The sequence below is a fragment of the Paraglaciecola aestuariivivens genome (assembly GCF_052983255.1).
This window is the reverse complement of record NZ_JBRKBA010000004.1, coordinates 64,287-77,642: the sequence shown is the minus strand read 5'-3', so window position 1 is coordinate 77,642 and position 13,356 is coordinate 64,287. Positions and strand designations below refer to the sequence as shown.

Here is a 13,356-nt window from a genome sequence, read left to right as displayed (position 1 = left end):
GTTGAGCTTAGTCAACTTTATCAAACAATAACCAGAGCATGGCCTGACTACGCGATTCGAAGTTTTTAATTGACAGGTCTAGACTATCAGCCATGCCTTCTATAATAGTGTGTACGTTATTTTCTGGGCAAACAATACGAGCAATTTTCACCCCTTCAAGTAATCCTTGGCTTTGCAAATCGATCATAAGCTTGGCAATTTCAACATTTGAACATTCGGTATAGAATTTGGTGACATCTAACACCACATTTTTAACTTGATGTTTGCCCGCCATCTTAATTACATTTTTTAACATGTGTTCTACGTCTACCACTAAACTTACTTTGCCCACCACATCAACAATAAGTAACTCATTGGCTGGGTCTACTACTAATTCAAAGGAGAAATTCATACTTACTCAACCACTGTGGTTACGCAAAAATGCGAGTCTAAACTTAAGCTTAATTGGTCACCAGGCAATAATGCTGCCACTCCTTTAGGGGTACCTGTCATTACTATATCTCCTGGCAACAAGGTGAAACTCTGGGATATTTCCTTTAATAAGGCTTGAATTGACACTAGCATATTCTGAGTATTGCCTTGCTGACGTAGATTATCATTTACTCGTAAACTAAAGCTCAAATTAGTTAAATTATCTAGTTTATGCAGCTGAATAAACCCTGACATTGGACAACTTGCATCAAAAGCTTTGGCTCGTTCCCAAGGGTGACCTTGTGCTTTAGCTTTATCTTGAACCTCTCTTAAGGTTAAATCTAAGCCTAAACCTAGCCCCCAAATCGCGTCTTTTATTTGCTCTTCACTGGCTTGCTTTAGTGGATGCTGAATTAACACCGCTATTTCCACTTCATTGTGGCAAGCGCCTAAGTTTTTAGGGATAACTACTGGTTGCTCTAGAGGAGTAAGGGCGGTATTAGGTTTAATAAAAAGTAAGGGCTGTTCGGGTACCTGATTACCTAATTCATCAATGTGGGCTAGATAATTGCGCCCCACACACACCACTTTTCCCACAGGTAAATCTATTGGCTGGCCTTGAATACTTTGGTGAGCATAGGTCATCATCTGTTTAACGACCTTTTTTAATTCGATCAGACAAATAACTCACAGATACCCCAAAATAACTTGAGCGATTCCATTTCATCAAAGTATCAAAGTTTTGATAAACCAAATATATCCTGCCTTGCTCACCATCAGGGGCGATCAGTGAAGCCAAAATTGGCACTTGTGGTAAAGCTTGTTGATCAAACTTAGTTACTCCAAGAGCCGACCATTGAGCAAGGGTCTTTTTAGCCTTTTTACTCAAGCCAATTAAGTTGAAGTCAAAGTTTTTAGGCACTTTAACTTGTCTACCCCAGGTATATTGTTGATCCCAGCCTTCGGATTTTAAAAAGTTTGCTATTGAGGCAAACACATCTGCGTGGCTGTTCCATATGTCTTTTTTGCCATCTTTATCAAAATCTACTGCGTAGTGTAAAAAAGATGTAGGCATAAATTGCGATTGGCCCATGGCTCCTGCCCAAGACCCAACAAAGTTTTCTAATTCAATATGGCCTTGTTGTAAAATTTCTAATGCGGCAAAAAGTTGTTTTTTAAATAACGCCTCTCTGCGCCCCTCATAAGCTAGGGTGACCAGCGCTTGAATAACTGAGTGTTTGCCCATGTAACTGCCAAAGTTACTTTCATTACCCCACAGAGCAACAATAAAACGCTTTTGTACACCGTACTCTTGTTCAACTTGGCTTAAAAGGTTGTGATGTTGCTCGAGCAAGCTAAGCGCTTTTTTCACTTTCCAGTCAGGTACACGGGTAGCTAAATAACTGTCTAAAGTAATTTTACGTTCTGGCTGATTTTTGTCTGCCTTCACTACCTTTTCTTTATAATCTAGGTTTGCAAAAGCTTGATCTACCAACGCTTGGCTAAATCCTTTTTCTGTGGCCTCGGCTTTTAATTCCAATACATATTGTTCAAAGGGCACTTTTGCCTGAGCCAAACAGGCAAACAAAACCCAACTTATAACCACCACTTTGGGTAATAATAGTTTCAACACTTTCATTCTTTCCCTGCTTGTTTTTGTTGCTGTAAGTGAGCCTTTAGCATATTTTCAGGTGGTGGCGGCAATTGCAGATAAAAGCCTTTTAAGGTCAGTTCTGAACGCAACTTATCAATATCAACACTGCCAAGCTTGCGATCCTTTTTTAGTGGCATCACCATTAAAAAAATCGGTTTACCAAAGGTTTTTAATAACCCATCTGGCACTTTAGAAAAGTCATCTCGCGCTGGCACATACAAGTAGGTTTGTTGTTTTTTGCTGCTTTTATACACCGCACATAACATTAGTGCTGCTCTCCGGTTAGTTGACTGGGCAAATTAAGTTCCGCTATTTTAGCTAATTCTTTAATTAAAATCTCACCACGCCAGTGACTAACTAAGTCTGGCAGTAAGTCAGATTGAGCATATTCACTTTCATTAAACCAACACCACTTTAGTAATTGATTAACTTGCTTTTTAGAGCCTAACAATTCTACCGGCAACTGGTGTAGTTCGGCTTGTTGAGTACAAACTTTTTTCACTTTAGACACCACATTTTTGTACCCATCTATGTCATTTAAACGGTTAACTCTGGCAGGGTAATCTGTTGCTTGTGCCTGTTGACAGTCTTGCACTATTTTAAGCAGTGCATCGCCATGAATACGCACCTCATGGGCATTGATCCCCGGCAAAATAGCTAGAGCTTGTTTGTTTTTAGGTTGCTGCTGAGCAATGGTAAAGAGATTTTCTTCTCTTACCACAAAATTGAGTGCCAGATCTCTTTGCCTAGCGGTTTGAATTCGCCAGGCGGCAAGCTTTTTAAATACTAACAAAGCTTTACCCGAGAGTTTCCAAGTATTCTTCATAGACAAATACACAGACTCAGCATCGGGTTGTAAACGTTTTTTCTGGGCTAAATGTTCCATTTCTGTATACACCCAATTAAGCCTGCCTTGCTGTTCTATTTGCTGGGTTAAGCTTGGATAGAGTTGTAGCAAATACAACACATCTTTTGCGGCATAGTCACATTGTTCTTCACGTAAAGGTCTAGCTAACCAATCGGTACGAGACTCGCCTTTGTCTACCGTAATAGTTAACATAGTTTCAACCAATTTGGCGTAACCTAATGCGGGCCCCATACCTAATAAACTGGCGGCAAACTGACTATCAAAAATAGGACTTGGCATGACTTTAAAGGCATGCCAAAAGGTTTCTAGATCTTCAGAGCAAGAATGCAACACTTTTACCACCTGAGGATCGGTTAACAGTGCGGTTAAACTGCTAAAATCATCTATGGCTAAAGGATCGATTAATACCAGTTGTTGGCCATCATAAATTTGAATCAAACCTAATTTAGGATACAAAGTACGAGTCCGCACAAACTCAGTGTCTACTGCTATGGCGCTGGCTTGCTTAGCTTGCAAACAATAGTCGGCTAATGCTTGATTGGTAGTGATAAAACTATATTGCATGAATGTCCAAAATCTGTGGCTTTTTACGCCATAAAAAAACCGGCTGCTGCCGGCTTTTTACATCTGGGTAAAAAACGTGGGTTAATAAGCTTTACTTATCGCGTAATTCTCTGCGCAGTATCTTACCAACATTACTTTTAGGAAGCTCGTCAGTAAACTCTACTTTTTTCGGAACTTTATAACCTGTTAAGTGTTCGCGGCAGTGTTCAATAATATTTTGTTCAGTTGAGCCGGGTTCTTTTAGCACCACCACCAACTTCACAATTTCACCAGAAACTTCGTTTGGCTCACCTATAGCAGCGGCTTCTAGCACATTTTCGTGCATAGCTGCGACCTCTTCTATTTCGTTAGGGAACACATTAAAGCCCGAAACCAAAATCATGTCTTTTTTGCGATCGACTATATAAAAATATCCGTCTTTATCACAAGTTGCTATATCACCTGTGGCTAACCAACCATCAACTATCATTTCCGCTGTGGCATCTGGTCGGTTTAAGTAGCCCTTCATAACTTGTGGACCTTTCACTAACATTTCGCCTGGTTCGCCTTCGGCCACTTCTTGGCCTTGCTCATCCACTAATTTTATGTCAGTTGAAGGAACTGGCATACCAATAGAGCCTTTATAAGCCTCTAAATGCGGAGGGTTAACTGTCACTACTGGGCAACATTCTGTTAATCCATAACCTTCTAGCAATACATGGCCAGTGACTTTTTGCCACTTTTCGGCCACTGGGCGTTGTACCGCCGCTCCCCCACCTAAAGCAAATTTAAGGCGGCTAAAATCTAAATCGGCAAAACCAGGGGTGTTTAATAAGCCATTAAATAAAGTATTTACCCCAGTAATAACGGTAAACGGATAATTGCTTAACTCAGCCACAAAGCCCGGCATATCTCTTGGGTTAGTGATCAGTAAATTAGGGCAGCCAAATTTAACAAAAGTTAAGCAATTACCTTGTAAAGCAAAGATATGATAAAGAGGTAATGCAGTGACTACTAATTCTTTACCTGGCTCAATAACAGTTTCCAAAATAGTCGAGGTTTGCTGCAAGTTAGCCACGATATTTTGATGGGTTAACATAGCCCCTTTAGATACACCTGTAGTACCACCTGTGTATTGCAGAAATGCTAAGTCCTGAGGCTCAACATTAGGGCGGGTATAAGACAAAGATTGGCCTTGTTTAAGGGCTTGCATAAAAGACTTGGCTTTAGGCAAATGATAAGCAGGCACCATTTTTTTAACATACTTTACTACTAAGTTAGTCAGAACCTTTTTTACCGGCGATAACATATCACCTAAAGAGGTCAGTAAAACGGTTTCGACCCCTGTTTGATCAATGACTTCGGCTAAAGTACAGGCAAAATTTTCAACTATGATAATGGCCTTTGCGCTTGAGTCGGTAAGCTGATGCTGTAGCTCTCTAGCTGTGTAAAGTGGATTTACGTTCACCACTGTCATGCCGGCGCGCAAAATACCAAACAATGCCACTGGGTATTGCAGTAAATTTGGCATCATTATGGCAACAGCGTCACCTTTTTTTAATCCAGAGTTTTGCAAATAAGCGGCAAAGTCCCGCGATAATTTGTCTAATTCTTGGAAGGTAATGCTTTTACCCATATTGATGTAGCTAATATTGCTGGCATATTTTTCAATAGACTGTTCAAAAATATCCACTATCGAACTATATGCTTCTAGGTCTATTTCGGCAGGAACCCTAGAGTCGTAATTTTTTAACCAAATTTTTTCCACTATGCCTCCGAGCATGACTTAGTCAGATGTCACTCACCAATAACTACTGGTTCGTTTGTTATTTTTATCTTGAGGCCAAGTCTACCTAAAGCTTTCACAAAGATAAATCAACAAAGTATTAACAACTACGACCAGTTGACTGTTTGCTCAAAAATCGCACTATTGCAGCTGCAACTGGTTGGGGATTGTCCATATGTAAATGATGATGACCGTTACAATGCTGAACAGTCAGATCTGCTACCCAATCTAACCTTTTGTCTAAGGTTGTGCGCATAGACTCAAAGCCTTGATTGCCTAGTATAGCTAAAACTGGGCATTGAATATTTCGCATAAAAGCTTCAGCTTGCTCTTCGGTTATTCGCAATGAAGAAAAAGTACGTAAACGTCTGTCTGTGTTAAACAACAGTTGACCTTGGTGTTCGCGAACATTTCTATCAATCAATAATTTGGCGGATGAAAGTTGCATATCACCGGCTGTTGCTCGTGCTTGTAGGGTACGTTCATAACTTTTGGGCTGACTGGCAGCAGATTGCTCTGCTTTTAATCGGCTTAGAATAGATTCACGCAATTGCTCTGGGCTACTGTGACTGTCTTTAGTCATAGGTCCAAAAGATTCTATGCTAATAAGTTTGTGGATCCTTTCGGGAAAACAGCTGGTATATAAAGTCGCGATAATACCGCCCATTGAATGCCCCATCAGTATGATGCTTTGCCAATTCTGCCCAGCAATCAATTCATGCAAGTCGTAAACAAAGTCGATTAAATGATAATGTGCGCCGGCACTTCGGTGCGATGACAAACCATGGCCGGTAAGGTCAATTGCCACCACATAATAATCAGTTAAGTACTCTGAGATTGGCGAAAAGCTAGCGGCATTATCTAGCCAACCATGCAGGGCTAAAATAATTGGTTTATCGGGGTTGCCATAACCTATGCCTTTAAGGGTGAGATTGGCTAAAGTAAATTCTAAAGACTGCACTAGATATCCTTTTTAACAAATAAAAAAAGCGGCAATAGCTTGCCGCTCTTTTTTAAAAACACTGCCAATAAAGGCAATTAACATCCGCTCACTTTAAACGAATTTAAACATCAAAACACTATGGTTTTAATCCTTTGTTTTTCTGTTTGGGTCATTTCTAAACGCTTGTTGTTCGCGTTTTTCCTGCTCTCTTTCCCTGTTGCTTTTCATTGGCCAACCCCATTTACCGCGTTCTGCAAAAGCCGGCTTTTCATTTAATAACCTAGACGAACTCTCTTTAGCAGAGGCTTGGTCGTGCCCTGGCGTTTGGCTACAGCCCAACAATAGTACACTGCAAATCGCTATCACTTTACCTAGTTTCATACTCTTACTCCTTGTATCAATACTGATGAGCTTGGTTTTATTTTTCGTCTCTTTGAGTTTTTATTGGCTTAGGGTAAGTAGTAACGCTAGGTCGGTTAGCCGGGGCAGAATGATTACTGACTTCACCCGAAGCGCGTATAAAATAGCGTCTGTGATAAGGGCGTGGATAATAGCCATACCAATAATCTTGATGCCACAGGTGCACACCACTTACATCAATACGTTGAACGTTTTTCCATAAATAATAACCTTTGGCCTGGGCACTGGGGAATACATATTTGTGTTCACCCACCATGCCTTTTTCTAATTCTCCTAAGACACCAGTAAAGGTCATCAAGCGCCCTACTTTATACACCATAGGATCCATAAAACCTTTTACTTTGATCCTGAATCTGCCCATACTTTCGTCGTCAGAAATAGGACGGCCATAGCCATTAAGTGGGTAATACACCATTTCAAATACAGTAAAATCAGGCTTATTTTCGATTTTTGCAATGGCCCCACCCCAACGGATCATCTTGCCCGTGACTTGCTCTGCATTGGCCGATGCTTCTTCGTAACTCACTAGCTGAGTGTTGTCTGGGAGTTTAATTTTGTCTGGGAAAGTCGAGCAACCCATTAACAATACTAGGCTCATTAACATACTAAAACGGATCATTTTTTACCTCTTTTATGTGGCGAACCATTACTTTGTAGTTTGATTTATCTTAACTGAACTGTCACTGAACTTAACATACTTTTTATATTAAGCTAAAGCTGGAAAGGATCAGACGAAGGTATCTACGCCTAACAATAATTGAATATCTTGTCTTTGTTGCTCTTTTAACATGCTTTGATACGCAGCTATGGCTGATTTTTCGTGCAAACTGTTGGTTGAGGTACTAGAACTAAACTGGTTAAATGTTTCGGCTTTTTCAAAGGCTTCCTGTCCACCAGCACGAATAACACTGACCTGATTAGGTACAGCGCGATCCGCTTTAGCGGGTTCAACTTTAGCCACATTGGGTTTGCCTTTAGTGGCACGACCTATCTCTGAGGCTTTTAGTGAAGATACTGACTCAATACTCAAGACGACTTCCTAACCTGTCAAATTTACTTAAGGGCAGTGTTTAAAGCATTCTTGAATACAAGAATTGTTCCACTTTTTAGTCTCGGCCAGGAAGTTTTTTCCATGTGACTTTATCACGCAGATAAACCGGTTGAATATCTTCCACTTCTACCGCTTGGCCTTGCTCTACTTGTGCTTTAGCTAAGGGCAGCATATACAGCGCGTTAGGGTATAAAATCTCAGCCAAGGGTTGCACAGAGCTATGCGAGCATAATTTTGGATAGGCTTGCCAGCCTGTTCCCACTCCAGCACCACTGCTTTGTTGCATTATGGCTATTGCGTCTTCGGGTGCCAATACTTGCTCTTCTGCGACTAAGCCCATCAAGCCATTTTGTGCTTGATATTGACCAAAGTACACTTCAGACATACGTGCATCTATGGCAGCAATGACACTTTGGCTTTGCTCTTGAGCAAGGGCTTGTTGCGCCATTGCGGCTAAAGTAGAAACCCCAACTACTTTGCATTGCATGCCTAACGCTAATCCCTGCAAAATACCTGTTGCAATGCGTACACCAGTAAAACTACCAGGACCACGACCAAAGCCTAAATAATCTAAATCTTGTAGCTGGCAATTGGCTTCTTTTAACAGCTCATCAATCATGGGCAAAATACGCTGACTATGCTGCTGTGGACAAATTTCAAAACGATGAAAAACCTGTTGGTTTATTTCTAACGCGACTGAGCAGGCTTCGGTAGCAGTATCTATCACTAAAATGTTCATTGGGTTATCTCAAGTTGGTCTTTTTCACTATGGATACTTTGTAAAAATGCGATGGCTTTGTTTAGATCTCGGGTTCTATGCATATCAGGCAAGCTGCCCATAAAAACTTTACCATAGTCTTTTGTGACTAAGCGGTTATCACAAATAACCAGTACCCCTTTGTCGCTTTCATCTCTAATTAGTCTGCCTGCACCTTGTTTTAATGCTATGGCCGCTTGTGGAATTTGTAATTGAGCAAAGGGGTTGCCACCGGCTTTTCGGCAATCTTCAATGCGCGCTTGTAATAAAGGATCATCTGGCGAGGCAAAAGGTAACTTATCAATTAACACACAGGTTAAGTCATCGCCTCTTACATCAACCCCTTCCCAAAATGCACCTGTACCTAGCAGTACGGCATCTTTATTCTCTATGTAACTTTCTAATAAAGCCCGCTTGGTGGTTGAGCCTTGAACTAAAATTGGGTTACTGATTTTATCTGCTAACTTATCGGCAATAGCATTGAGGGTAGCATGGCTAGTAAAGAGTAAAAAACAGCGCCCACGGCTAGCTTTGACTAACTGCACTGATATTTCTAACAAAGTTGCGCGCATGTCTTTAGCATTGGGCTCGGGTAAAAAACGCGGCACACAAAGCATGGCTTGTTTAGGGTAATCAAAGGGGCTATCTAAGGCTAAGGTACTGGCACTGTTTAAGCCCATTTGCCGTTGAAAATGTTTAAAGCCGCCATCAACCATCAAGGTGGCAGAGGTAAACACCCAACTGCGCTTAGGCTCTGCAATAAAGTCTGCAAATTTTTTGGCTATGCTCAAAGGCGTTAAGTGCAACACTAAATGGCGCATGGTGGTTTCGTACCATAGACTCACACCTAACTTAGTGGTGTCGGTTAAACTCGCTAACTTGCCTTTAGCTTCTGACACCCTTTCATAAATGTTATCTAAATCTTTATCTCGGCCTATATGTAACCTAAGTACTTCGTGCAATACCCCTAAGGCATCGGTGAGTTTACCCACCTGTTTTTGCACTTCAGGCTGTTCTAGCATTTGCCGCCAATTGCCTTTTTGCGGATTTTCTGGAAACAATATGCGCAAATCAGCGGCTAACATTTTGCACTTATCCGCTGCTACTTGTAATTGTTTGGCGTCTTTTAACACTGTGCGATACAAGAGATCTATATCGCGGCTAATATCATGCAGCTGCCTACTAGATAAACTTTCACCAAAGTATTCACTGGCAATATCGGGGATTTGATGCGCCTCATCAAAAATCACGAGATCTGCTTCAGGAATTAACTCACCAAAACCTGTGTCTTTTAACGCCATATCTGCAAAAAACAAATGGTGATTAACCACAACCACATCAGCATCTAGAGCTTTGCGCCTAGCCTTAACCATGTAGCAGTCTTCATAGTCAGGGCAATCTTTGCCCAAACAATTATCTGCGGTTGAGGTGACAAAAGGTAAAATTTTGGCATCATCCTTTAAGGATTTCATGTCTCCCATGTCACCGCTTTTTGTACCCGAAGCCCACTGACGCACCTGAGTTAACTCATCCAGTGTAGAGCGTTCCAGTAAAGTACTATTGCCGCTATGCTGGCGTAATCTGTGTAAGCATAAATAATTCGCCCGGCCCTTTAATAAGGCGGTTTTACCGGTAGATTTAAGGGCTTTTTTAATCAAAGGTAAATCGCGGTGAAATAACTGCTCTTGCAGGTTTTTGGTCCCTGTTGAGACTATGGTTTTTTTACCTGACAACAAAGCAGGGGCTAAATAAGCAAAGGTTTTACCTGTGCCTGTGCCTGCCTCAACAATAAGCGGCGCTTTTTGTTTTATGGTTTTTTCTACCGCTACTGCCATGTCGGTTTGCGCTTTACGTGGCACAAATCCACTAATGGCCTTAGATAACTCGCCATCAGCGGCAAACAAAGATGAAGTTTTTGACATAGCGCCTTAAAAAATTTAGCTGGGTGCAAATACGAAGGTGGGAATTATGGCAAATTACAACTTCTCTTGCCTAATTTTGTTTTCATGTTATTTTTTGGCGCAAATCCACTTTGAGAGTCAAGCATGCCAAAAGCCAGTGAAATTAAAAAGAATGCCGCCATAGAGCACAATGGAAAATCTTACCTAGTTAAAGATATTAATAAACTTACCCCAAGTGGGCGTGCAGGTGCCAGCTTGTATCGCATGCGCTTATATGAAGTAGGCACAGGTGCCAAAGCAGACGAAAGCTTTAAGGCCGATGAAGTACTAAACCTGATTGATTTTCAACGCAAAAAAGTCAGTTTCTCGTACGTTGATGGCGATGAATATGTGTTTATGGATGACGAAGATTACAGCTCATACTTTTTAAACACAGACACCATAAGTGAAGAGCTACCTTTTATCACTGAAGATACTAAAGGTTTGCAGGTCTTATTAGTTGAAGGTAAACCCGTTGGCATTGAACTTCCCGCTGCAGTAGAGTTAGTCATTGCAGAAACCGACCCGTCTATCAAAGGTGCCTCTGCCAGCGCCCGAACTAAGCCCGCAACTTTAACCACAGGTTTAGTGGTACAAGTTCCCGAGTACATTGCAAACGGTGAAAAAATCAAAGTTAACACAGCCGAGTCTAAGTTTATAAGCCGCGCCGACTCTTAACTACTTTGTTTGTGTAGGCTTATCACCACAGACTTATAAGCGGGCGTATTACTTTTATCTGCCACACTGCTTAATGGAATGAGATCATTGGTTTCAGGATAATAAGCGCCCGCACAACCTCTTGGTATGCCAAAGGCCACTACACTAAAGTCTTGGATCTGGCGTACTGGTATTTTTTCATTCGGCCAATGACTACAAATGGTCACCTTCTGCCCAGCTTTTAACCCCTGCTCTTCCATATCATCTGGGTTAACCAAGACCACTTTACGACTGCCATAAATACCGCGATAACGATCATTATTGGTATAAATAGTGGTATTAAACTGATCATGACTTCTAATGGTCATCATTAACAGGCAGCCTGACGGTACGTCTATTGGCTCTATGGCATGCACCACAAAATTGGCTTTACCAGTTGCTGTTAAAAATTGGCGTTTATCACGCACCGCATTAGGCAACACAAACTCGCCAAACTGTTCAATTTTTTGATTAAAGTTTTCAAAACCCGGTATCACTTTGGCTATTTGGTCGCGGATCAATCGATAATCTTGGGCTAACTGCAACCAATTCACTTGGCTATTGATTAGAGTGCAAGCCGCCAACTCCGCCACTATTGCCACCTCGCTTTTTAAACTAGGTGATGCAGGGGGCAACTTACCATGTGAGGTTTGCACTACCCCCATAGAGTTTTCTACAGTAACGGTTTGAATACCCGATGCTTGTTCATCGATTTCTGTGCGGCCTAAGGCAGGCAAAATCAAAGCACTTTTACCTGTGTACAAATGCGACTGATTTAATTTGGTAGATACCTGTACGGTTAAATTGCACTTTGCTAAAGCCTTTTGGGTGGCACTATGATCTGGAGTAGCGCGGTAAAAGTTTCCTCCCATGGCAAATAAACACTGAATGTTACCCTCGGCCATGGCGTGTATGGTGTCTATTGAGTCGTAGCCTGGGGTTTGGGGAACATCAAATTGATATTCAGTAGCTAAAGCCGCTAACAAAGCCGCTGAAGGTTTTTCCCAAATCCCCATTGTACGGTCACCTTGTACATTACTGTGGCCCCGCACTGGGCATACCCCAGCTCCCGCTTTACCTAAGTTACCTTGCAGCATTAAAAAGTTGGTGATTAGCTGAATATTCGCCACCGCATTTTTATGTTGAGTCATGCCCATTGCCCAGCAACAAATAGTTTTGCTGGAGGCACAGGCTATATCTGCGGCTTGTTCAATTTGTTGTTGACTAAGTCCACTGTGACTAACAATATCAGCCCATGAGGTAGCCAAAATGTCTTGTTTAAAGGCCGCATAATTATGGCAATATTGTGCGATAAAATCAGTATCTAAACACGCCTCGCCAGCTTCGTGGCGTAATATCAGCGACTTGCATAAGCCTTTTAAAAAAGCCACATCACCGTTAATTTTTACCCCTAAGTGTAAATCTCGTAAGGCACTACCCTGACCAATAATGCCTTGTAGTTCTTGAGGATTTTTAAATCTAATTAAGCCAGTTTCGTCTAAGGGGTTAATCACTACAATTTTTGCCCCTTGGCGCTTGGCTTTTTGCAGTGAAGTCAACATTCGTGGATGGTTTGAGCCAGGGTTTTGACCAAAAATAAAAATCGCCTCGGCACTTTCTAAGTCAGCCAGGCTGACTGTGCCTTTTCCAACTCCTATGGTTTCGGTTAACCCCACGCCACTGGATTCGTGACACATATTCGAACAATCGGGAAGATTATTAGTGCCTAGGTGGCGAACAAAAAGTTGATATAAAAAGGCCGCTTCGTTGCTGGTTCTACCTGATGTATAAAAGGCGGCATGATCTGGACTGGGCAACTCTTTTAATTGCTTAGCGATAAGTGCAAAAGCCTGCGACCAACTAATACTTTGATAATGCGTCGCCCCCGGTGGCATATACATTGGCTCAACTAATCGCCCTTGTTCATTCAACCAACGATCAGATTTTTGTTTTAGTTGTTCAATACTAAATTGGGCAAAAAAGTTAGCATCAACGCGCTTTTGGGTGGCTTCATCAGCCACAGCTTTGGCTCCATTTTCACAAAATTCAAAGGTCGCACGTTTATCTAGTGGATCTGGCCAAGCACAACCTGGGCAATCAAATCCTTGTATTTGATTTAATTGAGTTAACAACTTAGGGCCTTGTAGTGCCCCGACTTTACTGGTCACGTTTTTATATGCAGACCACACGGCAGGCAAGCCTGCGGCCCACTTTTTAGCAGGAGTGGTAGTCAGCTCAACTATGTGAATATTGTTTTTAGACATGGCTTTTTAATAAACACCCAGCA

The 13,356-nt window shown here is 41.7% G+C and carries 14 protein-coding genes; 1 reads left to right on the top strand and 13 read right to left on the bottom strand.

What is annotated here, in order from left to right:
• Positions 1–7: 7 nt before the first annotated feature.
• From ACVCDT_RS07240 to yoaA, 12 genes are all read right to left on the bottom strand, one after another.
• Positions 8–391 carry a hypothetical protein gene (locus ACVCDT_RS07240; protein WP_447132099.1) on the bottom strand — a complete coding sequence of 128 codons (384 nt, stop codon included), beginning with the start codon at positions 389–391 and terminating at the stop codon, positions 8–10.
• A gap of 2 nt (positions 392–393) precedes the next feature.
• Positions 394–1,059, bottom strand: a complete 666-nt coding sequence (locus ACVCDT_RS07235; protein ID WP_447132098.1) for a fumarylacetoacetate hydrolase family protein — start codon at positions 1,057–1,059, stop codon at positions 394–396.
• A 4-nt stretch (positions 1,060–1,063) separates the two neighbouring features.
• Positions 1,064–2,050, bottom strand: a complete 987-nt coding sequence (locus ACVCDT_RS07230; RefSeq protein WP_447132097.1) for a lytic murein transglycosylase — start codon at positions 2,048–2,050, stop codon at positions 1,064–1,066.
• Entirely contained in the window at positions 2,047–2,331 is a 285-nt protein-coding gene (locus ACVCDT_RS07225; RefSeq protein WP_447132096.1) for a YcgL domain-containing protein, read from the bottom strand. The genes ACVCDT_RS07230 and ACVCDT_RS07225 overlap by 4 nt, the downstream gene beginning before the upstream one ends.
• The gene (rnd, locus tag ACVCDT_RS07220) at positions 2,331–3,497 is read right to left on the bottom strand and encodes a ribonuclease D (protein ID WP_447132095.1); all 1,167 of its coding nucleotides are present in this window, start codon (positions 3,495–3,497) and stop codon (positions 2,331–2,333) included. Before rnd ends, ACVCDT_RS07225 begins: the two co-directional genes overlap by 1 nt.
• Positions 3,498–3,588: 91 nt before the next feature.
• Complete coding sequence (fadD, locus tag ACVCDT_RS07215) at positions 3,589–5,244, bottom strand: long-chain-fatty-acid--CoA ligase FadD (RefSeq protein ID WP_447132094.1); 1,656 nt, start codon at positions 5,242–5,244, stop codon at positions 3,589–3,591.
• A gap of 118 nt (positions 5,245–5,362) precedes the next feature.
• On the bottom strand, positions 5,363–6,223 hold the full coding sequence (locus ACVCDT_RS07210) for an alpha/beta fold hydrolase (RefSeq protein ID WP_447132093.1): 861 nt from the start codon (positions 6,221–6,223) through the stop codon (positions 5,363–5,365).
• A gap of 126 nt (positions 6,224–6,349) precedes the next feature.
• On the bottom strand, positions 6,350–6,586 hold the full coding sequence (locus tag ACVCDT_RS07205; protein ID WP_447132092.1) for a hypothetical protein: 237 nt from the start codon (positions 6,584–6,586) through the stop codon (positions 6,350–6,352).
• Between the two features lie 37 nt (positions 6,587–6,623).
• The gene (locus ACVCDT_RS07200; protein ID WP_447132091.1) at positions 6,624–7,244 is read right to left on the bottom strand and encodes a Slp family lipoprotein; all 621 of its coding nucleotides are present in this window, start codon (positions 7,242–7,244) and stop codon (positions 6,624–6,626) included.
• A gap of 108 nt (positions 7,245–7,352) precedes the next feature.
• Positions 7,353–7,655 (bottom strand): hypothetical protein, encoded by a 303-nt coding sequence (locus tag ACVCDT_RS07195; protein ID WP_447132090.1) that lies wholly within the window; start codon positions 7,653–7,655, stop codon positions 7,353–7,355.
• A 76-nt stretch (positions 7,656–7,731) separates the two neighbouring features.
• On the bottom strand, positions 7,732–8,415 hold the full coding sequence (tsaB, locus tag ACVCDT_RS07190; RefSeq protein ID WP_447132089.1) for a tRNA (adenosine(37)-N6)-threonylcarbamoyltransferase complex dimerization subunit type 1 TsaB: 684 nt from the start codon (positions 8,413–8,415) through the stop codon (positions 7,732–7,734).
• Entirely contained in the window at positions 8,412–10,355 is a 1,944-nt protein-coding gene (yoaA, locus tag ACVCDT_RS07185; protein WP_447132088.1) for a DNA repair helicase YoaA, read from the bottom strand. Before yoaA ends, tsaB begins: the two co-directional genes overlap by 4 nt.
• A gap of 123 nt (positions 10,356–10,478) precedes the next feature.
• Here yoaA and efpL point away from each other — a divergent pair, with 123 nt between their 5' ends.
• Positions 10,479–11,051 carry an elongation factor P-like protein EfpL gene (gene efpL, locus ACVCDT_RS07180; protein WP_447132087.1) on the top strand — a complete coding sequence of 191 codons (573 nt, stop codon included), beginning with the start codon at positions 10,479–10,481 and terminating at the stop codon, positions 11,049–11,051.
• Here the strand turns inward: efpL and ACVCDT_RS07175 are convergent.
• Complete coding sequence (locus tag ACVCDT_RS07175) at positions 11,048–13,333, bottom strand: FdhF/YdeP family oxidoreductase (protein WP_447132086.1); 2,286 nt, start codon at positions 13,331–13,333, stop codon at positions 11,048–11,050. The genes efpL and ACVCDT_RS07175 overlap by 4 nt on opposite strands.
• Between the last annotated feature and the right edge of the window lie 23 nt (positions 13,334–13,356).

Coding starts and splice junctions, on each gene's coding strand:
- ACVCDT_RS07240 (WP_447132099.1), bottom strand. CDS start 391: ATGAATTTCTCCTTTGAATTAGTAGTAGACCCAGCCAATGAGTTACTT.
- ACVCDT_RS07235 (WP_447132098.1), bottom strand. CDS start 1,059: ATGATGACCTATGCTCACCAAAGTATTCAAGGCCAGCCAATAGATTTA.
- ACVCDT_RS07230 (WP_447132097.1), bottom strand. CDS start 2,050: ATGAAAGTGTTGAAACTATTATTACCCAAAGTGGTGGTTATAAGTTGG.
- ACVCDT_RS07225 (WP_447132096.1), bottom strand. CDS start 2,331: ATGTTATGTGCGGTGTATAAAAGCAGCAAAAAACAACAAACCTACTTG.
- rnd (WP_447132095.1), bottom strand. CDS start 3,497: ATGCAATATAGTTTTATCACTACCAATCAAGCATTAGCCGACTATTGT.
- ACVCDT_RS07205 (WP_447132092.1), bottom strand. CDS start 6,586: ATGAAACTAGGTAAAGTGATAGCGATTTGCAGTGTACTATTGTTGGGC.
- ACVCDT_RS07200 (WP_447132091.1), bottom strand. CDS start 7,244: ATGATCCGTTTTAGTATGTTAATGAGCCTAGTATTGTTAATGGGTTGC.
- tsaB (WP_447132089.1), bottom strand. CDS start 8,415: ATGAACATTTTAGTGATAGATACTGCTACCGAAGCCTGCTCAGTCGCG.
- yoaA (WP_447132088.1), bottom strand. CDS start 10,355: ATGTCAAAAACTTCATCTTTGTTTGCCGCTGATGGCGAGTTATCTAAG.
- efpL (WP_447132087.1), top strand. CDS start 10,479: ATGCCAAAAGCCAGTGAAATTAAAAAGAATGCCGCCATAGAGCACAAT.
- ACVCDT_RS07175 (WP_447132086.1), bottom strand. CDS start 13,333: ATGTCTAAAAACAATATTCACATAGTTGAGCTGACTACCACTCCTGCT.